Source organism: Paraburkholderia phytofirmans OLGA172 (assembly GCF_001634365.1).
Taxonomy (GTDB): Bacteria; Pseudomonadota; Gammaproteobacteria; order Burkholderiales; family Burkholderiaceae; genus Paraburkholderia.
On the sequence record NZ_CP014578.1, the window covers coordinates 4,328,217 to 4,350,056 of the forward strand.

Sequence of the window (21,840 nt, forward strand, 5' to 3'; positions counted from 1 at the left end):
TTACGCATTCACAAGATGCGGCGGTCCAAAAAAGTTTTGGTGATCCCAAACTCGGTGGAGGAGAACACATAATGAATGCCCCGCTAGACGCAGGTCAGCGAGCCTCGCTCGAAGCCGCGCTATCTTCCGTCACGCTCGACGACAAATACACCCTCGAACGTGGCCGCGCGTACATGAGCGGCATCCAGGCGCTAGTGCGTCTGCCGATGCTGCAGCAGGAACGCGACCAGGCCGCTGGGCTCAATACCGCCGGCTTCATTTCCGGTTACCGTGGATCGCCTCTCGGCGGACTCGACCAATCCTTGTGGAAGGCGAAACAGCATCTCGCCGCACATCGCGTCGTGTTCCAACCCGGCGTCAACGAAGACCTCGCGGCCACCGCCGTGTGGGGTTCACAGCAGGTCAATCTGTACCCGAGCGCCAAATACGATGGCGTCTTCTCGATGTGGTACGGCAAGGGCCCGGGCGTCGACCGTTCCGGCGACGTCTTCAAGCATGGCAATTCGGCTGGCTCGGCGCAACACGGCGGCGTTCTCGTGCTCGCCGGCGACGACCACGCCGCCAAATCCTCGACGCTCGCGCACCAATCGGAACACATCTTCAAGGCGTGTGGCCTGCCGGTGCTGTTTCCATCGAACGTGCAGGAATATCTGGACTTCGGCCTGCATGGTTGGGCGATGAGCCGCTATTCCGGGCTGTGGGTGGCGATGAAGTGCGTGACCGACGTGGTCGAATCGTCGGCTTCGGTCGACATCGATCCGCACCGCACGAAAATCATTCTGCCGGACGACTTCGCCATGCCCGAAGGCGGTCTGAACATTCGCTGGCCGGATCCGCCACTGGTGCAGGAAGCGCGTCTACTCGACTACAAGTGGTACGCAGCGCTCGCTTATGTGCGCGCGAACAAACTGGACCGCGTCGAAATCGATTCGCCACACGCCCGTTTCGGCATCATGACGGGCGGCAAGGCATACCTCGACGTGCGTCAGGCGCTGACCGATCTCGGTCTCGACGACGAAACCTGTTCGCGCATCGGCATCCGCCTGTATAAGGTCGGCTGTGTATGGCCGCTCGAGGCGCAAGGTGCGCACGCGTTCGCTCGCGGTCTCGAGGAAATTCTGGTGATTGAAGAAAAACGCCAGATCCTCGAATACGCAATCAAGGAAGAACTGTACAACTGGCCCGATGCGCAGCGTCCGCGTGTGTTCGGCAAGTTCGACGAGAAGGACGGCGCAGGTGGCGAATGGTCGGTGCCGATGGGCAACTGGCTGCTGCCGGCCCACTACGAACTTTCGCCGGCGATCATCGCCAAGGCGATCGCCACGCGGCTCGACAAGTTCGACCTGCCGTCCGACGTGCGTGCGCGCATTGCGACGCGCATCGCGGTAATCGAAGCGAAAGAAAAAGCCTTGGCGCGTCCGCGCGTCGAAGCCGAGCGCAAGCCGTGGTTCTGCTCGGGCTGTCCGCACAACACGTCGACGAATGTGCCGGAAGGCTCGCGCGCAATGGCCGGCATCGGCTGCCACTACATGACCGTGTGGATGGACCGCAGCACCAGCACCTTCAGCCAGATGGGCGGCGAAGGCGTCGCGTGGATCGGCCAGGCGCCGTTCACCAATGACAAGCACGTGTTCGCCAACCTCGGCGACGGCACCTACTTCCACTCGGGCCTGCTCGCGATTCGCGCGGCGATCGCGTCGAAGGCGAATATCACCTACAAGATTCTCTATAACGACGCGGTCGCGATGACGGGCGGCCAACCGGTCGACGGCGTGCTGACCGTGCCGCAGATTACGCATCAACTCGCCGCCGAAGGCGCGACGAAGATCGTGATCGTCACCGATGAGCCGGAGAAGTACGCCGCGAACGTCGGCCTCGCGCCCGGCATCGACATTCACCATCGCGACAAGCTCGACGAAGTTCAGCGCCAGCTGCGCGAGATTTCCGGCACCACGATCCTGATCTACGACCAGACCTGCGCGACCGAGAAGCGCCGCCGCAGGAAGCGCGGCACGTATCCGGACCCGGCGCGGCGTGTCGTGATCAACGAAGCAGTGTGCGAAGGCTGCGGCGATTGCTCGGTGAAGTCGAATTGCCTGTCTGTGGAGCCGCTCGATACCGAGTACGGCACCAAACGCCAGATCAATCAGTCGACCTGCAACAAAGACTTCTCGTGCGTGAACGGGTTCTGCCCGAGCTTCGTATCCGTCGAAGGGGGGCAGTTGCGCAAGCCGAAGGCGGCTTCCGGCATTGTCGGTGACGCGATGCCACCCGTGCCGGAACCCGAACTACCGTCGATCGCGCGCCCTTATGGGGTGCTGGTGACGGGCGTCGGCGGCACGGGCGTCGTGACGATCGGCGCATTGCTCGGGATGGCCGCGCACCTGGAAAACAAAGGCGTCACGGTACTCGACGTCACCGGCCTCGCGCAAAAGGGCGGCGCCGTGATGAGCCACGTGCAGATCGCCCAGAACCCGGGCGACATACACGCGACCCGCATCGCCATGGGCGAAGCAAGTCTCGTGATCGGTTGCGACGCGATCGTTACCGCCAGCGACGAATGCGTCTCGCGGATGCAGGTGGGCCGTACCCGTGTCGTGCTCAATAGCGCGCACACGCCGACCGCCGAGCTCATCAAGAACCCGAACTGGCGCTTCCCGGGCAGCAGCACTGAAGCGGACGTGCGTGCTGGTGCGGGCGACGACGGTGTCGACATGGTCGACGCGAATCACTTCGCCGTCGCGCTGCTTGGTGACGCGATCTACACGAATCCGTTCGTGCTCGGCTACGCATGGCAACGCGGCTGGGTGCCGCTAACCTATCAGTCGCTGATGCGCGCGATCGAGCTGAACAACGTGCAGATCGAGAAGAACCGTGCGGCATTCGAATGGGGTCGCCGTGCTGCGCACGATCTGGCGGCGGTGCGCAAGCTCGCGCAATCGCAAGGACGCGGTGCCGCAGCGGAAACGGCAAGCAGCAAGATCATCTCGCTGCACACGCCGAAGGCGCTCGACACGCTGATCGACAAGCGCGCCGACTATCTTGCTGCGTACCAGAATGCGGCTTACGCGGACCGTTATCGTGCGTTGGTGTCGCAAGTGCGTGTGGCGGAATCAACGCTCGATTCGATCGACGGCCAGTTGCCGTTGACCGAAGCGGTCGCGAAGAACCTGCACAAGCTGATGGCTTACAAGGATGAGTACGAAGTCGCACGACTCTATAGCGATCCAGCGTTCATCGAAAAACTGAAGGCGAATTTCGAAGGCGACTGGAAGCTGCACATTCACCTCGCGCCGCCGACGTTCTCGAAGAAAGACGCACAAGGTCATCTGGTGAAGAAGAAGTATGGACCTTGGGTGTTCAGCGCCATGCACGTGCTCGCAAAACTCAAGTTCCTGCGCGGGACTGCGCTCGACGTGTTCGGCAAGACAGAGGAGCGTCGCACGGAGCGTGCGCTGATCGTCGAATACGAAGCACTGGTGCGCGAACTGATCGGCGGCCTGACCGCGCAGAAGCGTGAACTGGCTGTCGAACTGGCGAATCTGCCGGACGGCATCCGCGGCTACGGGCACGTGAAGGAAAATAATCTGAAGGGCGTGCGGGTCAAATGGAACGACTTGCTGACGCGCTGGCGCTCGCCGGAAACGGGAAAGGCGCAGCACGCGGCATGATCTTGCTGGCTTGACCGGCTGGCGTCGGCCTGAAATGGAAAAGGCGGCTGTCCTCGCGGACAGTCGCCTTTTTTTGCCTGCTCCGACACGTGATGCGTGTGTACAAGAACAAGCGGTACTGCTCCTTCCAACAACACAACAACAACCAACCAAAAACAAACAACTACCAAACAGCTACTACAACTACGAACTGCTACTTCAACTTCCAACTGCTACTTCAACCACCAACTGCTACTTCAACCACCAACTGCTACTTCAACTTCCAACTGCTACTTCAACTTCCAACTGCTACTTCAACCATCAACGGCTACTTCAACTGCCAACTGCTACTTCAACCACCAACTGCTACTTCAACTACCAGCTGCTACTTCAACTTCCAGCTGCTACTTCAACCACCAACTGCTACTTCAACCACCAACTGCTACTTCAACCACCAACTGCTACTTCAACTTCCAACTGCTACTTCAACCACCAACTGCTACTTCAACTACCAACTGCTACTTCAACTTCCAACTGCTACTTCAACTTCCAACTGCTACTTCAACCACCAACTGCTACTTCAACTTCCAACTGCTACTTCAACTTCCAACTACAACAACACACACTTACTACCGGTACTACAACCCATTGGTACTACTGCCTTCACCACCAGAACTACTGCTACTGCCACTACGAACTTCCCAACACGAGAGGAAGCGCAGCGCCTGACGCGATGCAAGGATTGACCAGCCGACTGTTCCGTTGCCATCGCGTTGTGCTGCGCTTCAGAAGTAACTTTACAAAAGTGTCACAGCGAATCGAATAGGAGCATTCTTAAAGCTCAGCTAGCCCCCTAAGAATTCCTCAGACCAGCGGCCACCAGAATAAGAACGCACAAAAAAAACGCCACGGAATCAACTTCCGTGACGTTCTCTTAGCTTGCCAGCGAACGCCCCAATGCGGCGCCGCTTCAAGCATCAACCTATTCGCGTTACTGCGCGCTCACCTGCTTGCGTGCGTTGGCCGAAGCCACCGCCGTCATGTTGATGATCCGGCGCACGGTCGCAGCCGGCGTCAGGATGTGCACCGGCTTTTCCGCGCCCAGCAGGAACGGACCCACCGTCACGCCCTCGCCGCCGATCATCTTCAACAGGTTGTACGTGATGTTTGCAGCTTCCACGTTCGGCATGATCAGCAGGTTCGCTTCGCCGGTCAGCGTCGTGCCCGGGAACGCAGCCTTGCGGACGGCTTCCGACAATGCCGCGTCGCCATGCATCTCACCGTCGATCTCGAGCGAAGGCGCACGCTCGACGATCAGCTTGCGAGCCGCGGCCATGCGTTGCGACGACGAAGACGGCGCGCTGCCGAAGTTCGAATTCGACAGCAACGCAACCTTCGGCGTGATACCGAATTTCTCGATTTCACCCGCAGCCAGCATCGTCATGTCCGCGAGCTGTTCGGCGGTCGGCATTTCGTTCACGTACGTGTCGCAGATGAACAGGTTACGGCCCGGCAGCATCAGCAGATTCATTGCAGCGAAGTTCTGCACGTTATCCGCCTTGCCCAGCACCTGCTCGATGAATCCGAGATGCGCGTGATACTGGCCGATCATCCCGCAGATCATGCCGTCAGCTTCGCCGAGGCGCACGAGGATCGCGCCGATCAGCGTGTTGAACTTGCGCATCGCGGCCTTCGCGACGTCCGGCGTCACGCCTTCGCGCGCGCCAAGTTCGTGGTATGCCTGCCAGCATTGCTGATAGCGCGGATCGTCTTCCGGATCGACGACTTCGAAGTCTTCACCACATTTCAGCTTCGAACCCATCTTCTTCAGACGCATCTCGATCACCGACGGACGGCCGACCAGAATCGGCTTGGCGATCTTTTCCAGCAGCACGAATTGCGCGGCGCGCAGCACGCGCTCGTCTTCACCTTCGGCGAACACGATACGCGCCGGCTCTGACTTCGCCGCAGCGAACACCGGACGCATCACCATGCCGGTGCGGTACACCGTTGCGCCGAGTACTTCGCGGTACGCGTCCATATCCTTGATCGGACGGGTCGCGACGCCCGAGTCCATCGCGGCTTGCGCAACAGCCGGCGCGATCTTGATGATCAGGCGCGGATCGAACGGCTTCGGGATCAGGTAGTCGGGACCGAACTCGAGCGAGTGACCTTCGTAGGCCTTGGCGACTTCATCGCCCTGATCGGTCTCTTCTGCCAGTTCCGCAATCGCACGCACGCACGCGAGCTTCATTTCTTCCGTGATCGTGGTTGCGCCGACATCCAGCGCGCCGCGGAAGATGAACGGGAAGCACAGCACGTTGTTGACCTGGTTCGGGTAGTCCGAACGGCCTGTCGCGACGATGCAGTCCGGGCGCACCTTCTTCGCTTCTTCCGGACGGATTTCCGGTTCCGGATTCGCCAGCGCCAGAATCAGCGGCTGCGTACCCATTTCCGCGACCATTTCCGGCTTCAGCACGCCGCCGCTCGAACAGCCAAGGAACACGTCGGCGCCGCGACTCGCATCGGCCAGCGTGCGCGCTTCGGTATTAGCCGCGTAACGTTCCTTCGACGGATCCAGGTTGCCGCGCCCTTCGTAGATCACACCCTTCGAATCGACAACGAGCACATTCTTCTTCGACAGGCCCAGATTCACCAGCAGATCCAGACACGCGATCGCAGCCGCGCCCGCGCCCGAACACACCAGCTTCACTTCGTCGAGTTTCTTACCGACCACTTTCAGGCCGTTCAGGATCGCCGCCGAAGCGATGATCGCAGTGCCGTGCTGATCGTCATGGAAGACGGGAATCTTCATGCGCTCGCGCAGCTTCTTTTCGATGTAGAAGCACTCAGGCGCCTTGATGTCTTCAAGATTGATGCCGCCCAAGGTCGGCTCGAGCATCGCGATCGCTTCAACCAGCTTGTCCGGATCCGACTCGGAGAGTTCGATGTCGAACACGTCGATGCCGGCGAACTTCTTGAACAGGCAACCCTTGCCTTCCATCACCGGCTTCGCAGCGAGCGGGCCGATATTGCCGAGACCGAGCACGGCCGTACCGTTCGTGATCACGCCGACGAGGTTGCCGCGCGACGTGTACTTCTGCGCGTCGAGCGGGTCTTCGTAGATCGCCATGCAGGCTGCGGCGACGCCCGGCGAGTAGGCGAGCGACAGATCGAGCTGGTTCGAGAGCGGCTTGGTGGGCGTGACCGAAATCTTGCCGGGTTTCGGAAACTGGTGGTAAGCGAGAGCGCTTTGCTTAAGTTGTTCGTCCATTTTTTAGCCTGCGAGACGTAAGTAATTGGGCCCGGCACAGCGCACCGTTGGCGTCGCTTCGCGTCCATCGAATGGATAATCGACTGCGGCGGTTTTCGCATGCGCCGGTTCGGCGCGGCTTCGGACCTCGGCGGAGGGCAAGACGGTGCGGAGTGCTATGCGGGCCGATTAGTGTACACCCCGAATGCGTCGATGCACTGAGTGGTTAACTCGGCTCGCCATCGGCGAAACACCGGCCCGCAATGCTGCAGCGCCGCATCCGGCGGCCATTTTGTGAATGACCGCGCGTGCCTCATGCCCGGATCAAGCATGGGTCAAGCGCGGGTCATTCGAGCTCGGCGCCGCGTCGTTCGGGAATCAGAAAGAGCGTCGCGAAAACGTCGAGCAGATAGATCGATGCGAGCAAAGCGAGCGCGGCGCCGAATGAATAGCGTGCGGCCAACGCGCCCACGACCACCGGCCCGAAACCGCCGACCGCCCGGCCGACGTTGAACAGCACGTTCTGCGCGGTGGCGCGTGCATCGGTTGGATATAGCTCGGATATCAGCGCGCCGTAGCCGCCGATCATCCCGTTGACGAACACACCCATGGCTGCGCCGCCGATCAGCAGCGCCATCGGCGTTGTCAGATGAGCGTAGACGAATACCATCACCACCGCGCCCACCTGGTAGAACAGGAAGGCCGGCTTGCGGCCGAACCGGTCGGCGGCCATGCCGAACAGCCAGATGCCACACGCCATGCCGAGAACCGTCGCGGCGGTCCAGACGCCGGACCTGGTCAGCGAGTAGCCGAACGTCTTCGACAAATAGCTCGGAAGCCAGATCATCAGTCCGTAATAGCCGAAGTTCTGTACTGAACAGAGAATCGCGATACCGATGCTGGCGCGCGCGGTGCGTGCGTCGGCCACCAGCAATTTGAACGGCAACTTACGCATTCCACGTGCAACGCGTTCGGTGAACAACGCTGGCTCCTCGACGCTGCGCCGCACGAAAAACGACACCACGGCAGGCAGCAATCCAAGCGCGAACATGCCGCGCCAGCCGATCACCGGCAGCAGCAGCGGCGTCAACAACGCGGCCGCGAGCACCCCGAGTTGCCATCCCAGCCCGACATAGGACGACACGCGTGCCCGCTGCGACGCCGGCCACGCTTCAGCCACCAGCGTCATGCCGATGCCAAACTCGCCGCCGAGGCCAATGCCTGCAATGGTCCGATAGGCCAGCAGGTCTGGATAACCCTGCGCTAGCGCGCATAGGCCGGTAAAGACGGCGAAGATCAGGATCGTCCACGTCAGCATTCGCACGCGGCCGAAATAGTCGCTTAAAACGCCGAAAATCAGGCCCCCAGCGACAGCGCCAATCAGCGTCCACGTAACAAGCGAGCCTGCCTGCGCGGAACTCAGATGCAGATCCGCGGCGATCACCGGCAGCATGAAGCCGAGGATCAGCAGATCGAAGCCGTCCAGCGCGTAACCGAGCACCGACGCGATCAGCGCACGTCCCGCATAGCCGCTTTTGGCAGCGCCGCTTTCGGCAGGGCCGCTTTCGGCAGGGCCGCTTTCGGCAGGGCCGCTTTCGGCAGGGCCACTTTTGGCGGATTTACGGTTCTCGGTAGAAGAAGCGGCAGTCATTGAAAGCATTTCGTAGGGCATGGGCAGCCATGCGTACACGGCCGCCAGGAAATTCGCGTGAGTGTAAAGGCAACGCGCCCTGGGCCGCTCGCAAGCAAGCAAGCCAGAAAGCAGGCCGAAAACCAGTCCGGGAAGCAGCAATGATGCTGCCCCGAACGAACCTTGCAAGTTCCGTTCAGCGCGGCCGCTATGACCGCCATTCGCGGCCGGCACGTATGACGGCCACCTCGGGAGAGCCCATTTCGGGTAAAATGCCGGCCTACGCGCGCAGCAAAAGCCGGCCTGCACTCCACTGACCGGCCGCGTAATTGCCTATCAAGGCGCCGCCCACTATGGCGCGGCATACCCCGCTTGCTGCGCCACCGGGCCCCGCGCCCGCTTCTCCTCGCTCACACCCAAGGATCCGCCCATGACAGGCTTCGATCGACAGACGATCTCCGACACCACCGCAAAGATGCTGCTGGAAGTGCAAGCAGTGCACTTCAACGCGGAGAAACCGTACATTTTCACGTCCGGCTGGGCGAGCCCAGTTTATATCGACTGCCGCAAGCTGATCTCTTATCCGCGCGTGCGCCGCGGCCTGATGGAAATGGCCGAAGCCACGATCCTGCGCGACGTCGGCTATGAGCAGATCGACGCGGTGGCCGGTGGCGAAACGGCTGGCATCCCGTTCGCGGCGTGGCTCTCCGACCGTTTGATGGTGCCGATGCAATACGTGCGCAAGAAGCCGAAGGGTTTCGGTCGTAACGCGCAGATCGAAGGTCTGCTGACCGAAGGGCAACGCGTGCTGCTGGTCGAAGATCTGACCACGGACAGCCGCAGCAAGGTCAACTTCATCAATGCGCTGCGCACCGCCGGCGCGACAGTGAACCACTGCTTCGTGCTGTTCCACTACAACATCTTCAAGGAAAGCGTGTCGGTGCTGAAAGACATCGACGTCGATTTGCACGCACTTGCCACGTGGTGGGACGTGTTGCGCGTCGCCAAGGCAAACAACTACTTCGACGCCAAAACGCTCGACGAAGTGGAAAAATTCCTGCACGCGCCGGCCGAATGGTCTGCGGCACACGGCGGCGCCAACGCGACGCCGCAGTAAGCGCAGCCGCTTAATGCGGATGGAATGAAAAAACGCCGCCTGTCGACGAGACAGGTGGCGTTTTTCATTGAATTCGTCCAACCGAACGAAAGTACGACCGCGGCTAGGACGCGCTACCAGTGTCGTCGACCGAGTGCGACGACAGATTCAGCAAGCCGTTACTCTGCGCGTACTGGAACAACTCGGAATCGCGATCGATACCGAGCTTGCGCATAGCCGTATTCTTCTGCGTGCTGATCGTCTTGATGCTGCGATTGAGCTGCTCCGCGATCTCCTTGATCGTCATGCCCGACACGAACAGGCGCACAACCTCGAGTTCGCGCCGGGACAGCATCACTTCTTCGTCCTTGCCGCCGGCATTCATGCGCAGCGTATCGAGCGACGCCTTGACGGACGGGCTCATGTATTCCAGGTTGCGGCTGACGTGCTGCACCGCGAGTCCGATGTGGCTCAGATCGTCCGATTTATTGACGACCGAGGTCACGCCGAGTTCGCTCAGCCGCTTGAGCAACGCGGCGTTTTCCAGCATCGTCAGCACGACGATGGGAAGGTCGGGAAAATTGCGGCGCAGATAGCCGATCAGCGGCAAACCATCGCCGTATTGGCCGCCTGGCATCGCCAGATCCGTGACGAGCACATCACACTCAATGGTTTGCAACACCTTGACCAACTCGGTCGACTGTCGCGCACGCGCGACGACCTGCAGACCTGGAAACTTGAGCAAAGCCTGTTCGGCGCCGAACAGAATCACCGGATGGTCGTCAGCGACCACGACCCTGACTGGATCTTGCATTGCCCTCCCCTCGACAGATAAACCACTCTCCAAAACTTCTGACATGCCTTTCTATTCTTGGTACTTGCACTGATCGGGTACGCAGTCTGTATTCGCGCGGACAATTCCTCTGACTATAGCCGATTTCGCCTCTGTCCAGCCCGCCGGCTGGCAACAATGATCCTCCGCAACGCGAATGTTAGACTTGATTCGACCTTGGGGCACAAAATAGGGACAATAATCCTCGCGAGGACAACCGCCTCGCGCCCTGACAGGAGAACCGGCACATGCGCTCGCGTTGCCTGGTTGTTTCGCTTGCTTCGCCGTTCCGCCGTATACCGTCCCTCACCTACGCGCTGCTGGGTATCGCGCTATGCGCAGCGCATAGCCCTGACGCGCTCGCCGAGGGTGTGTTCACGCTGACCAGCGCCAGCTTCCATGCGGGCGGCACCGTAGATGAGGCCCAGGTTTTCAATCAGGACGACTGCAAAGGCGGCAATCGTTCGCCGCAATTGACTTGGCGCGATGCGCCGGCCGGCACGCGCAGCTTCGCGGTCACGGTGTTCGATCAGGATGCGCCCGGCCGCGGCTGGTGGCACTGGGTGGTTGCGGCCATTCCGGCGAGCGTCGACAGCTTGCCGGAAAACGCCAGCGCGTCGGGTTTCCTGAAAAAACTCGGCGCAGTCGAAGCGCGCAACGACTTCGATATCGACGGCTACGGTGGCCCTTGCCCGCCGCCCGGCAAACCTCATCGCTATGTCGTCACCGTTTATGCGCTGAGCTCCGCGGACCTGCGCCTCGCGCAGGGGCGCCCGGCGCTCATGTTCGATCACGAGATCGGCACCGCCGCGCTCGGCAGCGCGCGGATGGTGGTCAACTATGGACGGTAGCGGCCCTTCGGTTAGCGGAAGTCCCATCGGTCGTCCCACAACGGAACGGCGATCCGGCTTCCTCGACGCGGCCGTACCCGACGCGCGTCAGTAATGTGCAACTGAGCGGCGTACGCGATGCTTGTCGACGTCGCGTCGCTACGCGCGCACCGTTGCCGTGCTGACCTCTGCTTTTTCATCCTGCCGGAGCGTGCCATGTCGAAGATCGTCATCGTTTATCACAGCGGCTACGGCCACACGAAGAAAGTTGCCGATGCCGTGCTGGCCGGCACGCTGGAAGCTGGCGCGGACGCGAAACTCATGCCGGTCGGCGAAATCGACGACGCTGCCTGGACAGAACTGGCGTCCGCGGACGCCATCATCTTCGGCGCGCCGACCTACATGGGCGGCCCGTCCGCCGACTTCAAGAAATTCGCCGATGCGAGTTCGAAACCGTGGTTCGGCCAAACGTGGAGGGACAAGATCGCGGCCGGCTTCACCAACTCGGCGGCCATGAACGGCGACAAGTTCTCGACGATCCAGTACTTCGTCACGCTGGCGATGCAACACAGCATGATCTGGGTGGGCACCGGCATGATGCCGTCGAATACCAAGGCGGCAACCCGCAACGATCTGAACTACGTGGGCGGCTTTACCGGTCTGCTGGCGCAGTCCCCTGCGGATGCATCGCCGGAAGAAGCGCCGCCCGCGGGCGATCTGGAAACGGCGCGGATGTTCGGCGCGCGCGTTGCCGCCGTGACGGCGCGGTGGAACGCGGGTGTTCGATAACGGGCTGTCCGCAGGCTCGCACGAAGACGCCGCGCGCTCGAGGCAGACACCGCGCCTGACAGAATGTGAATGGCGCGGCCGCTGGCAAGCGCCGTTAATCTGCCCGGAACCCGCCAGCATCGGCTCACATCTGTCGCGTAACCCGTCACGCCGATGTCACTTTTGGCGCGCATCGTCGTTTTTCACCCCTTTTCGCGCACCTGCCGCGATCAGGTCTTAAAATAGCGTTCCGGCGCGGCGTCGCGCCCCGTTTCCAGCAAGCAAGCCAGTGAGATAGAGATGAGCACGAAAGTTTTTGTCGACGGACAGGAAGGCACGACCGGCCTGAAGATTTTCGAATACCTGTCGCAACGCGCCGACGTGGAGATCCTGCGTATCGAAGAAGCGAAGCGCAAGGACCTCGAAGAGCGCCGTCGTCTCATCAACGCGTCGGACGTCACGTTCCTGTGTCTGCCGGATGTCGCCTCACGCGAGTCGGCCTCGCTGGTCGAAAACGACCATACCGTGCTGATCGATGCCAGCACGGCCTTCCGTACGTCGGCCGACTGGGCCTACGGCCTGCCCGAACTGGCCCGCTCGCAACGCGAGCGTCTGCGCACCGCGAAACGCATCGCCGTGCCGGGCTGCCATGCATCGGCCTTCGTGCTGGCCATGCGTCCGCTCGTCGAAGCCGGCGTTGTGGCGCCGGACTTTGCCGCGCACGCATACTCGATCACCGGCTACAGCGGCGGCGGCAAGAAAATGATTGCCGACTACGAAGCCGGCGGCAACGACAAGCTCAAAAGCCCGCGCCCGTACGCACTCGGCCTCACGCACAAGCATCTGCCTGAAATGGCGGCGCATACGGGCCTGAAGGCGGCGCCGGTGTTCACGCCAATCGTCGGCGACTTCTACAAGGGTCTCGCGGTCACCACCTTCTTCTCGCCGAACCAGCTGGCCAAGAAGACCGCGCCGCAAGACGTGCAGGCGCTGTTCGCCGAGTACTATGCGGGCGAGGCGTTCATGCACGTCGCTCCGTTCGACGCGGACACGAGCCTCGACGGCGGCTTCTTCGACGTACAAGCGAACAACGACACCAACCGTGTCGATCTGTTCGTGTTCGGCAACGAAGAGCGCTTCGTGACCGTCGCGCGCCTCGATAACCTGGGCAAGGGCGCGTCGGGTGCAGCGATCCAGTGCATGAACCTCGCAATCGGCGCCGCCGAAGAAACCGGCTTGAAACGCTGAGCGAGTTCGACATATAGACGGCATCCGCTGTCAATCCGCTTAAAAAGCCGGTCTTTTCAGACCGGCTTTTCTGTTTTAAAACCCTACCCTTAGAATTCCTCTTTTTCAGTTAATCAGTAGTTGCCCGCATTACTTTAAAAAGAAAAATCGGACCTCTCACCAACTGCCGGTAATTCATTCCTCGAATTGACCCGCACAGCATCGTTTTCCGCATAGGGAAACTCCGGATTTTTTCGCGAACGGTCGTTCGAAGATGATAGAGCCATTTTGCCGTACCGCTTACCTGACAAGGGTATGCGGCGAAGCAACGGTACCGCTGTCGAAGCCAAAATTCCTTTTTTGTTTAAAAGAGCCGCGAGGTCGCACGCAGTATGCGTCCGGCAAAAATCGCGCTGTTTGAATCAACCTTTTTAGACGGCTCATTCAATTGACAGGCAATTAACGCGCAGCGAAATTAGTTCGCACAATTACAGGAAGGGAGACAGCGGTATGTCGTACGCCATTACACGAGGCCTGGCGATGGCCATTGCCACGGCCCCATTCCTCATCGCTTGCGGTGGCGGCAAGGCGGACAATCCCGGCACGATCAGTGCGCCGCAATGCTCGGGCTCGGGCTCGAGCTGCAGCGTGCAAGGTCCGCCGACTTCGAATGCCGGTCCTGCCGCGCTATGTCCGGCGACTGCCGACATCGTTAAAACAACGTATCTCGGTGGTGCGGGTAGCGGCGAGATCGTGCAGGTGAACATTGACGCGACCGCGATGACGTACACGCTGAAGTGGCTTGAGTCACCGATTCCGTTGCGCACGGGTCAGGTCACACCGACGCGCGCGGGTACGCAGATCACGGGCGCGGTCATCCACCCGCCGACCGGCGCACTGCCGACCGCCGAGCAGACGCGCTGCGCCTTCATTCTCGGCGCGGGTACAGGTACCGGCGTCGGCGACGGTCAGCCTTATACGACACCCGACTTCGTCAACAATCCGAATCCCCCGATGATCCTTGTCGGCCAGGGCGTGGCCGGGGGCGGGATCCCGGGGGCGACCGTGCAGTTCGCTGGAGTCCTGACCTTCGGCGCCGTACCTAGCCGGCATTTCGACTTCTATCCGTTCCTCGGCTTTGCCAGCACCACGACGGACATCACCAAGCTGGTGGGTACCTACAACGCTCTGCTCTACCACCTTTCGCCGACCGCCAACTACGAGACTGTCGCAACCAATTCGGTGGAGACGTTCGACGCAAGCGGCAATTGCACCTCGCCGAGTTCGAGCGGCTGCCTGAGCACCGGTAATCCGCTCACGCTGAATAGCAACGGCTATTTCGACAGCGCGAAACCACCACAGATCGTGAACGGCGGCAGCCCCGCGCCGTTTCGCACCGACCAATCCGGCACTGCTCACATGATCCTCGGACAGATCAACGGCGCGACGGTGCCGCTCGTGGTCCGCACGGGACATGCCAACCCCAGCCTCCTGGCACTGTCCGTCGACGACGAATCCGGCATCGCGATGCTCGCCGCAGCCACGCCGCTTGCATCGGGTGGCTTTGACGGCGGCTACGTCGGCGCGGACTCGAACTTCAAGAACACCGCAACGTTGATCCAGGGCGCGGTCGGCACGTTCATCAATCCGAGCACCTCGGCGGCGGAAAGCGGCTTCGGTCTGGGTTACGGGCTGCCGAGTCCGGGCCTGGTCGGTGTGCAGGACACCAACGGCAAGACCGGTTTTGCGATTGCATCCGGTGGTCTCTACGCCATCGCAATCCAGGGCACGGAGAACGGCGGCATCACGTCGACATCGGCGAATTCGGACACGCCTGGCGCCCCCTACTTCGGCATCGGAGCCCAGATCAGCAAATAAGGAGCGAAGGACCGGCAATGCGCAGTACGAGACATAAACAGAGCAAAAGGTGGCAGGACTGGGAGCCGGCCACACACAACGAGAAAATTCTGGAGGCGGTATGAAATGGAGAATCCTTTCGGTGCTCGCTCTTGCAGCACCGTTACTGGGGGCGTGCAGTGGTGGCGGCGGTAATGGCGACGGACCGGTGACGGAAGTTCGCCTGTGCCCTTCTTCGCTCGACTACAGCACGGTGTTCACGGGTGGCGGCGGTGACGGCGAACTGGCCAAGCTGCAGATGGACACGACCAAGATGACGTGGCAAGTCAGCTACATCGAGTCGCCGATCCCGGCGACCACCGGCACCGTCGCGCCTACGCGCGCCGGCCAGAGCGCGAGCGGCACGCTGACCCAGGAAACCCTGCTGCCGACCAACAAGCTCAATCAGTGTGCCTTCCGCCTGAACGGCGCAAGCCTCGACCCGAATCGTCCAGCGCGGATTTTTGTCGGCGAAGGCGTGGCCGGCGGCACGATTCCGGGCGCGGAAATCTCCTTCGCCGGGATTCTCGGCGTGGGCGCAGTGCCCGACACCAAGTTCCCGTACTACCCGTTTATCGGTTTCTCGTCGATTGAAACGAACCTCGCGAACGTGGCCGGCACCTACAACCAGCTCGGCTATCACCAGGTTCCGTCGCAAAACTTCGCGCCAGCCACGGTCGATTCGAAGATCACGATCAACGCGGACGGCACATGGACCGAGTGCGACAACTCCGGCGTCAATGCCGGCACGTGCCAGCAGCCGGGCACGAACTTCGTACAGTCGTCTGACGGCAGCGGTGCATTCGAAACCGACAAGTTCCAGGGCCAGGCCAAACCGACGCTCGCCACTACACCCAAGGCTCGCGGCTACATGATCGTCGGCAAACTGCGCAACCAGGTGGTGCCGATCCTGGTGCGAACCGGCGCGGCGAACGCCTCGGTGACGACGCCGGTGAACGGTGAACTCGGGCCGTTTGCGGACGACGAATCGGGCATCTCGATTCTGGCGCCGCAGACCTCGGTCGCGCTGAACTCGCAAAACGGTGAGTACATCGGTGTGGATAGCCAATTCGACTATCGCACCACCGCGCTCGAAGGCACGCAGGCCACGCTGCTCGATCCGTTCAATGCATCGCAGGCATCGCTCGCGACGGCGCTGAATCTGAGCTTCACGCAGACCGTGCCGGGTGTAGTGACGACGACGCAAGTAGGCGCCTCGACCGGCACCACGCCGACCGGAAAGATGATCTTCACGGGCGGCGTGTTCGGCTACCTCGATCTGACCAACGCGGCCTCGCCGTACTTCACGATCGGCGCCTTCGTCCAGTAATGGGCGCAGCACGCGCCGCCGACCCGCAACGAGGCGTTCGTGTCCCGGCTGCTGCGCCCAGCAATGGCGCGGCAGCCGGCGTCCACCGAATATCCAGCGCACCGGCCGGGCAGCCAGGCCGCCGTCGCTCGCCGCGCGCGACGAACGCGACACGCGCCTCAGGAGGAACAACATGAAAAAAATCTTTTTCGCGATACTTGCCGCCTGCCTGTCCGTCAGTGCGTACGCACAACACGCGGGCGACAACGTCGCCGTGCTCGGCTGGTTCCATGTCATGCCGCAGGATTCGAGCACGCCGCTGACCACCACCGTCGCTCCGACGCCGATCAATACGCCGCTGCGTCTGCCGGGCTCATTCACGTCTGCCGGCACCGGGTTGTCGACCAATACTGCCAATACCGCCGGCCTCGTATTCAGCCATTACGTCACCGATCACATCGCCGTGACGACAGTGGCGGGCATACCGCCGGTTTTCAAGCTCTACGGGCACGGCACCGTCAAGCCGCCGGGACCGGCGGGTGCGCTCGGTCAGCAGGATCTGGGCGATCCGCAGGCTAATCCGATCGTGAAGAGCGTGCGCCAGTGGAGCCCGGCGCTGCTGTTCCAGTACTACTTCAATGCGCCCACCGCGAAGTTCCGGCCGTTCTTGGGCGTCGGCGTGTCATATAACTGGTTCTCCGACGTTCAACTGAGCCAGAACTTCATAACATCGACGCAGAACAATCTGGGCGCGGTGCTGGCAGCGGGGGCGGGCAAACCGGGGCAAACGCAGGTGTCGGCGAAGGCGTCGTCGTCCTGGCAACCGGTGTTCAATGCGGGTCTCGCGTACAACATCACCGATCACTGGGGTCTCGTGGCATCGGTCACGTACATTCCGCTGAAAACCACGTCGTCGGTCATCGTCAAGGCGGCAGACGGCACGGAATTGAGTGTGTCGAAGGCGGAGCTAAGCGCCGATCCGATCATCTCGTTCCTGGCCGTCTCCTACAAGTTCTGAGTTCGGCGCAGACGCGACACAGCCGGCCCTCCCGTGGAGGGGGCCAGCCGGCTTTGTCTTATCTGGATGACGCTGGAAATTCAGGGCAAAAAAAAGCCCGCCTAAGTGGGCGGGCTGAATCCATATCAGAGGAGACATGGAGGAGACAAGACGAACTATAGCAAATAGTTTGGTGCGTCGCAACATGCAAATTAGGGTTGACCCTCGGTGTTGTATAGCTGCAACAAACTTTCAGCGCTTCGCGAGCGGCGTTGACTACCACTCGGGAACGCGCCGCTCGCCTAATGGCGCACCAGCGCCGACAGGCAGACGGCCATGGTCGCGCTGGCGCGGCGCAGGCCGTGCGGGGCGCCGTGCGTCGTCACCAGCAGCATGTTCGGACCGGGAATCGCGAAAACGACGAAAACAGTGGCGGCAAACAGCCACCAGGTATGCAGATTCATTTGGATCGGCCCAGAAAAGGATCGGGCGGCAATTATGCCCGCCCACACTTTGAAGCGCGCGCCCGCAAGGACCCGCTCCCGCTCAGCGCCCTGCCCGCCGCGCGGCTACCTGCCCCAGCACCGCGAAGTCTTTCTCGCCGTCGCCATGCGCTACTGCTTCGATCAGACTGTCACGCACGACACTCGCAACCGGCAACGGCGTGTTGACCGCATCAGCGGCCGCCAGCGCCAAACGCACGTCCTTCAATCCGAGGCGCGCCTTGAACAGCGCCGGCTCGTAGCGCTGTTCCGCGATCATCTTGCCGTAGCCCGAATAGACCGGTCCCGGGAACAGACCGCTCGTGATGACGTCGAGGAAATCCTGCATCGCGAGGCCGTGGCCGGTTACAAGCGTGGCGGCCTCGCCGAGCGTCTCGACGGCTGCGCCCAGCATGAAGTTGGCCGCGAGTTTCATCACGTTCGCCTGCTGCGGCAGCGAACCGATGCGCCAGGTTTTCTGGCCGATGGCGTCGAAAATCGGCTGTACGCGGTCGATCGACTCGGCCGGGCCACCAGCCACAATCGTCAGCTTGCCCGCCGCCGCGACGTCGGGGCGCCCCATCACCGGTGCGGCGACGTAATGGACGCCGCGCGAGGCGTGCGCCGTCGCCAGCTCCTCGGCCAGCGCCACCGAGATCGTCGCCATATTCACGTGGATCAAGCCGCGCGGGGCGTGCTCCAGCAGCGACGCGGTGAACACTTCGCGCAGCGCGGTATCGTCGGCAAGCATCGAGAACACGGCGTCGCCAGCAAACGCTTCAGCCGGCGTCGCGACGATCCGCGCACCGGCGTCGGCGAGCGGCTGCGCGCGTTCAGGCGAGCGGTTCCACACGCGCACCTGATGCCCGGCTTTCAAAATGTTTGCAACCATCGCGGCGCCCATCTCGCCGAGACCGATAAAACCGATGTCCATCTGTCGCTCCGTCTTCTAAAGAACTGGAAGTAAAGCACACCCATGCGACACGTGCAGGACAGCACGCAATTAACCACGGTGCGATACTGATGCGATGGTCACCGCGACATTCCGCTTCTACGAGGAGCTGAACGATTTTCTCGCCCGGCCCCTGCGCCGGCGCGCGTTCAGTTACGCCTGCGCGCACGGCGCAACCGCGAAACACATGATCGAAGTGCTCGGCGTGCCGCATACCGAGGTCGAACTCATCCTGGTGAACGGTGCGTCGGTCGGTTTCAATCACCCGCTGTCCGACGGCGATCGCATCGCCGTCTATCCGAAGTTTGAAGCGCTCGACATCCAGCCGCTATTGCGCGTGCGTGAACATCCGCTGCGCGTGGTGCGTTTCATTGCCGATGCGCATCTGGGCGGTCTCGCCCCGCTGCTGCGGCTCGCCGGCTTCAACACGCTCTACGACAACCACTATCCCGACGCCGATATCGAAGCGCTCGCCGCAGCACAACAGCGCATCGTGCTGACGCGCGACCGTGAGCTATTGAAACGCCGCACCATCACGCATGGCTGTTACGTACGAACGCTGCGGCCGCGCGAGCAATTGCGCGAAGTGTTTGAAAGGCTAGATCTGGCCGGCAGCGCGCAGCCGTTCCGTTTGTGCCTGATGTGCAACGCGCCGCTGCGGCGTATCGCCAAAGATGAAGTCGGCGACCGGGCACCCGATGGCGTGCTGGAACGGCATAACCAGTTCGTCACCTGCGACGTGTGCCGGCGCGTGTTCTGGGAAGGCACGCATTGGCAACGAATGCGTGCGCTGATGGACAGCGTGGCCGGCGCGCCGGAACGGCCCGCCTGAACACCGCTCGATGGCTCAAACTCCGCGTGGCCTGAGCACCGCGCCAACGCCGCTCGAGCGCGGAATCGCCGCCGCTGGCTCGACGCGCGGCGCGATGCGTACAATGCGGGATTACTTATCTGGCAGAGGCCTTCCGTATGGCGATGAAAAAGACCGACCTTGAAAAGAACAAGGCACTCAAGCTGAACAACGCGATGAAACTGTCGACCGCCGACCGCTTCGGCAAAGCCGCTGCCGCCGAGCCGAAGCTCGATCGCCGTGAACAGCGCAAGCTCGACCAGGCGCAAGGCCTCGTCGCGTTCGCCTGCAAGCTCAATGGCGACCTGGTCACAGAACTGAAAGAGCGAGCCGCCACGCATCCGGAAGGCATGACCGGACTGTTGAACGAGGTCATCAAGCGCGGCCTCGCGGGCTAGACATCTCCCAAATCCGCCGCCCAATACAAAAAGGCCAGAGCATCTGCTCTGGCCTTTTTGCTGGCGACGTTTAACCGGCACTGCGCTGCACTCGCCGACTAGCGGCGCACAAAACAGAACCGGCCGGGTTCGCCTAGCGAAACCAAGCGTGAGCTTAGTTTTGCGTGCCCTTGTCGTTCGTGCCGGCTGCCGAAGCTGCTGCAGCGACCGGGGCGCGCTTGCCGTGCGTCTTCAGCTTCTTGATGTGGTGCTTCTTCGGCGCGCTAGCAGCAGCTTCCGGCGCTGCTGCGTCCGATGCCTGTGCGAAAGCTTGAACGGAGACCAGCGCGATCGATGCGGCTGCGAGCGAGACGATAACTTTTTTCATGTGTTGTTCCCCAAACCTGGACGACTGAGTCAATGTGAATGAAATAGCTGCACGGTGAAGCAGACGGGGCTTGAGCCGCCTAACCGCTCCCCGCGGGAGAGTATTACGCAGCGTAGGCGGTTTGTCATGCGCAAAACTCGATATGTATTTTCCGGGAGACAACTCCCCTTCGAAAGGCATTCACTCATTAAGCATGCCATATCAGGGAGATTACCTAGCACCTCTCCTAGACCAGGTTTCGCAGCAAACTGGCGGTTTCCTGAAGGGTCGGCAGCACGCGATGCAGCGCGGCATTCGCCGACTCCTGGCCGATCGGCATGCTCACGCTGATCGCCGCCACGACCGAGCCATGCCGATCGCGCAACGGCACCGCAACACCGCGCATGCCCAACTCAAGTTGCTGATCGGTGACGACATAACCATCGCGGCGGATTTCGCCCAGCACTTCGCGCAAGCGCTCGATGGTCGAATATGTATGCGGCGTGAAAACCTTGATCTCATAGGACGCCAGCCACTGCTCGATGCTTTCCTGCGCCTGGAAGGCCAGCAGGACCAAACCCGCGGACGACAACGGCGCGCTCGCCCGCGAGCCCAGCACGAAACCGACCGCCATCGCCCGGTTCACGCCGTTGCGTGCAACATAGACCACGTCGTGTTCGTCGAGAATCGCGACCAGCGCGGTTTCCTGCACGGTCGCGGTGATGCGCTGAAGAAACGGCTGCACAGTGCGCGGCAAGCGCGCCGAATCCAGATACGATTGGCCGAGCCGCAATACGCGCGGCGCGAGCCAGAACAGCTTGCCATCGGTATCCACATAGCCGAGTTCGCGCAGCGTCAGCAGATAACGGCGCGCCGCCGTACGCGAGAGCCCGGCGCGGGCGGCCACCATGGTCGGCGTCATGCGCGCGTGCTCTTCGTCGAATGCTTCGATGATCGCCAGCGCCTTGGCGGCTCCAGCGATCCAGTCTTTCTCGTCCATTGCGTCTGCCTGAAAGTCAGTCGGCCCGGTGAGTGAGTGATGTCTTGAGTCGTCTGGCTATTGCGCGATTATCGCGCGAATCGGGCACCGCATAACCGGCCACGAGCGACGGCCGCACCACGACCAGCGGCAAGTGCGGATACGTGCTGCACAGCAGGCGTTCGACTTCCGCGAACTCCTTGCAGGAACGTCAGATCGTCGAAACATCGATCCGGATAGAATCGGCGCTTGATCGTGGAGACCGCCGATATGAACGAAGCCCCCTCAAGACCAGCGTGCTGCTGATCGAGGACGACGGCCCCCGGCATTCCGCTTGTCGACCGC

At 61.7% G+C, this 21,840-nt stretch carries 17 protein-coding genes and 1 pseudogene; 11 read left to right on the forward strand and 7 right to left on the reverse strand.

Annotation, left to right across the window (positions count from 1 at the left end; genetic code table 11):
- Positions 1-71: 71 nt before the first annotated feature.
- Positions 72-3,671, forward strand: a complete 3,600-nt coding sequence (locus AYM40_RS19135; protein WP_063497550.1) for an indolepyruvate ferredoxin oxidoreductase family protein — start codon at positions 72-74, stop codon at positions 3,669-3,671.
- A gap of 34 nt (positions 3,672-3,705) precedes the next feature.
- The gene (locus AYM40_RS40360) at positions 3,706-4,476 is read left to right on the forward strand and encodes a hypothetical protein (RefSeq protein ID WP_148662204.1); all 771 of its coding nucleotides are present in this window, start codon (positions 3,706-3,708) and stop codon (positions 4,474-4,476) included.
- Between the two features lie 165 nt (positions 4,477-4,641).
- Here AYM40_RS40360 and AYM40_RS19140 read toward each other — a convergent pair whose 3' ends face one another.
- On the reverse strand, positions 4,642-6,924 hold the full coding sequence (locus AYM40_RS19140) for an NADP-dependent malic enzyme (protein ID WP_063497551.1): 2,283 nt from the start codon (positions 6,922-6,924) through the stop codon (positions 4,642-4,644).
- A gap of 325 nt (positions 6,925-7,249) precedes the next feature.
- Positions 7,250-8,563 carry an MFS transporter gene (locus tag AYM40_RS19145; RefSeq protein ID WP_420488483.1) on the reverse strand — a complete coding sequence of 438 codons (1,314 nt, stop codon included), beginning with the start codon at positions 8,561-8,563 and terminating at the stop codon, positions 7,250-7,252.
- Positions 8,564-8,963: 400 nt separating this feature from the next.
- On the opposite strand from AYM40_RS19145, the gene AYM40_RS19150 reads away from it, so the two are divergent.
- A complete protein-coding gene (locus tag AYM40_RS19150) occupies positions 8,964-9,650 on the forward strand; it encodes an orotate phosphoribosyltransferase (RefSeq protein WP_063497552.1) in 687 nt (228 codons plus the stop codon).
- A 103-nt stretch (positions 9,651-9,753) separates the two neighbouring features.
- On the opposite strand, the gene AYM40_RS19155 is transcribed toward AYM40_RS19150, so the two are convergent.
- On the reverse strand, positions 9,754-10,443 hold the full coding sequence (locus AYM40_RS19155; protein WP_063497553.1) for a response regulator: 690 nt from the start codon (positions 10,441-10,443) through the stop codon (positions 9,754-9,756).
- A gap of 266 nt (positions 10,444-10,709) precedes the next feature.
- Between AYM40_RS19155 and AYM40_RS19160 the strand changes: the two genes are divergently transcribed.
- From AYM40_RS19160 to AYM40_RS19185, 6 genes are all read left to right on the forward strand, one after another.
- Complete coding sequence (locus AYM40_RS19160) at positions 10,710-11,312, forward strand: YbhB/YbcL family Raf kinase inhibitor-like protein (RefSeq protein WP_063497554.1); 603 nt, start codon at positions 10,710-10,712, stop codon at positions 11,310-11,312.
- A 195-nt stretch (positions 11,313-11,507) separates the two neighbouring features.
- Positions 11,508-12,080, forward strand: coding sequence for a flavodoxin family protein (locus AYM40_RS19165; RefSeq protein ID WP_063498112.1), 573 nt, complete (start codon positions 11,508-11,510; stop codon positions 12,078-12,080).
- Between the two features lie 279 nt (positions 12,081-12,359).
- Complete coding sequence (gene argC / locus AYM40_RS19170; RefSeq protein WP_063497555.1) at positions 12,360-13,307, forward strand: N-acetyl-gamma-glutamyl-phosphate reductase; 948 nt, start codon at positions 12,360-12,362, stop codon at positions 13,305-13,307.
- A gap of 489 nt (positions 13,308-13,796) precedes the next feature.
- A complete protein-coding gene (locus AYM40_RS19175) occupies positions 13,797-15,164 on the forward strand; it encodes a DUF2957 domain-containing protein (RefSeq protein WP_063497556.1) in 1,368 nt (455 codons plus the stop codon).
- Between the two features lie 100 nt (positions 15,165-15,264).
- Entirely contained in the window at positions 15,265-16,512 is a 1,248-nt protein-coding gene (locus AYM40_RS19180) for a DUF2957 domain-containing protein (protein WP_063497557.1), read from the forward strand.
- A 172-nt stretch (positions 16,513-16,684) separates the two neighbouring features.
- Positions 16,685-17,509 carry an OmpW/AlkL family protein gene (locus tag AYM40_RS19185; RefSeq protein WP_063497558.1) on the forward strand — a complete coding sequence of 275 codons (825 nt, stop codon included), beginning with the start codon at positions 16,685-16,687 and terminating at the stop codon, positions 17,507-17,509.
- Positions 17,510-17,799: 290 nt separating this feature from the next.
- On the opposite strand, the pseudogene AYM40_RS38705 reads toward AYM40_RS19185, so the two are convergent.
- A pseudogene (locus AYM40_RS38705) lies at positions 17,800-17,952 on the reverse strand (LysE family translocator); the annotation flags it as partial.
- Between the two features lie 82 nt (positions 17,953-18,034).
- Positions 18,035-18,904: an NAD(P)-dependent oxidoreductase gene (locus AYM40_RS19190; protein WP_063497559.1), complete on the reverse strand. Its 870-nt coding sequence runs from the start codon at positions 18,902-18,904 to the stop codon at positions 18,035-18,037.
- Positions 18,905-18,998: 94 nt separating this feature from the next.
- On the opposite strand from AYM40_RS19190, the gene AYM40_RS19195 reads away from it, so the two are divergent.
- Both AYM40_RS19195 and AYM40_RS19200 read left to right on the forward strand, forming a co-directional pair.
- Positions 18,999-19,754, forward strand: coding sequence for a Mut7-C RNAse domain-containing protein (locus tag AYM40_RS19195; RefSeq protein WP_063497560.1), 756 nt, complete (start codon positions 18,999-19,001; stop codon positions 19,752-19,754).
- 137 nt (positions 19,755-19,891) lie between these two features.
- Positions 19,892-20,170 carry a hypothetical protein gene (locus AYM40_RS19200; protein WP_012434605.1) on the forward strand — a complete coding sequence of 93 codons (279 nt, stop codon included), beginning with the start codon at positions 19,892-19,894 and terminating at the stop codon, positions 20,168-20,170.
- A gap of 154 nt (positions 20,171-20,324) precedes the next feature.
- Here the strand turns inward: AYM40_RS19200 and AYM40_RS19205 are convergent, their stop codons facing one another.
- Both AYM40_RS19205 and AYM40_RS19210 read right to left on the reverse strand, forming a co-directional pair.
- Entirely contained in the window at positions 20,325-20,537 is a 213-nt protein-coding gene (locus AYM40_RS19205) for a hypothetical protein (protein ID WP_063497561.1), read from the reverse strand.
- 226 nt (positions 20,538-20,763) lie between these two features.
- On the reverse strand, positions 20,764-21,516 hold the full coding sequence (locus AYM40_RS19210; protein WP_063497562.1) for an IclR family transcriptional regulator domain-containing protein: 753 nt from the start codon (positions 21,514-21,516) through the stop codon (positions 20,764-20,766).
- Between the last annotated feature and the right edge of the window lie 324 nt (positions 21,517-21,840).

Excerpts from the sequence above, each read along its gene's own strand:
- AYM40_RS19135 (WP_063497550.1), top strand. The coding sequence starts at position 72 with ATGAATGCCCCGCTAGACGCAGGTCAGCGAGCCTCGCTCGAAGCCGCG.
- AYM40_RS40360 (WP_148662204.1), top strand. The coding sequence starts at position 3,706 with ATGGAAAAGGCGGCTGTCCTCGCGGACAGTCGCCTTTTTTTGCCTGCT.
- AYM40_RS19140 (WP_063497551.1), bottom strand. The coding sequence starts at position 6,924 with ATGGACGAACAACTTAAGCAAAGCGCTCTCGCTTACCACCAGTTTCCG.
- AYM40_RS19145 (WP_420488483.1), bottom strand. The coding sequence starts at position 8,563 with ATGCTTTCAATGACTGCCGCTTCTTCTACCGAGAACCGTAAATCCGCC.
- AYM40_RS19150 (WP_063497552.1), top strand. The coding sequence starts at position 8,964 with ATGACAGGCTTCGATCGACAGACGATCTCCGACACCACCGCAAAGATG.
- AYM40_RS19155 (WP_063497553.1), bottom strand. The coding sequence starts at position 10,443 with ATGCAAGATCCAGTCAGGGTCGTGGTCGCTGACGACCATCCGGTGATT.
- AYM40_RS19160 (WP_063497554.1), top strand. The coding sequence starts at position 10,710 with ATGCGCTCGCGTTGCCTGGTTGTTTCGCTTGCTTCGCCGTTCCGCCGT.
- AYM40_RS19165 (WP_063498112.1), top strand. The coding sequence starts at position 11,508 with ATGTCGAAGATCGTCATCGTTTATCACAGCGGCTACGGCCACACGAAG.
- argC (WP_063497555.1), top strand. The coding sequence starts at position 12,360 with ATGAGCACGAAAGTTTTTGTCGACGGACAGGAAGGCACGACCGGCCTG.
- AYM40_RS19175 (WP_063497556.1), top strand. The coding sequence starts at position 13,797 with ATGTCGTACGCCATTACACGAGGCCTGGCGATGGCCATTGCCACGGCC.
- AYM40_RS19180 (WP_063497557.1), top strand. The coding sequence starts at position 15,265 with ATGAAATGGAGAATCCTTTCGGTGCTCGCTCTTGCAGCACCGTTACTG.
- AYM40_RS19185 (WP_063497558.1), top strand. The coding sequence starts at position 16,685 with ATGAAAAAAATCTTTTTCGCGATACTTGCCGCCTGCCTGTCCGTCAGT.
- AYM40_RS19190 (WP_063497559.1), bottom strand. The coding sequence starts at position 18,904 with ATGGACATCGGTTTTATCGGTCTCGGCGAGATGGGCGCCGCGATGGTT.
- AYM40_RS19195 (WP_063497560.1), top strand. The coding sequence starts at position 18,999 with ATGGTCACCGCGACATTCCGCTTCTACGAGGAGCTGAACGATTTTCTC.
- AYM40_RS19200 (WP_012434605.1), top strand. The coding sequence starts at position 19,892 with ATGGCGATGAAAAAGACCGACCTTGAAAAGAACAAGGCACTCAAGCTG.
- AYM40_RS19205 (WP_063497561.1), bottom strand. The coding sequence starts at position 20,537 with ATGAAAAAAGTTATCGTCTCGCTCGCAGCCGCATCGATCGCGCTGGTC.
- AYM40_RS19210 (WP_063497562.1), bottom strand. The coding sequence starts at position 21,516 with ATGGACGAGAAAGACTGGATCGCTGGAGCCGCCAAGGCGCTGGCGATC.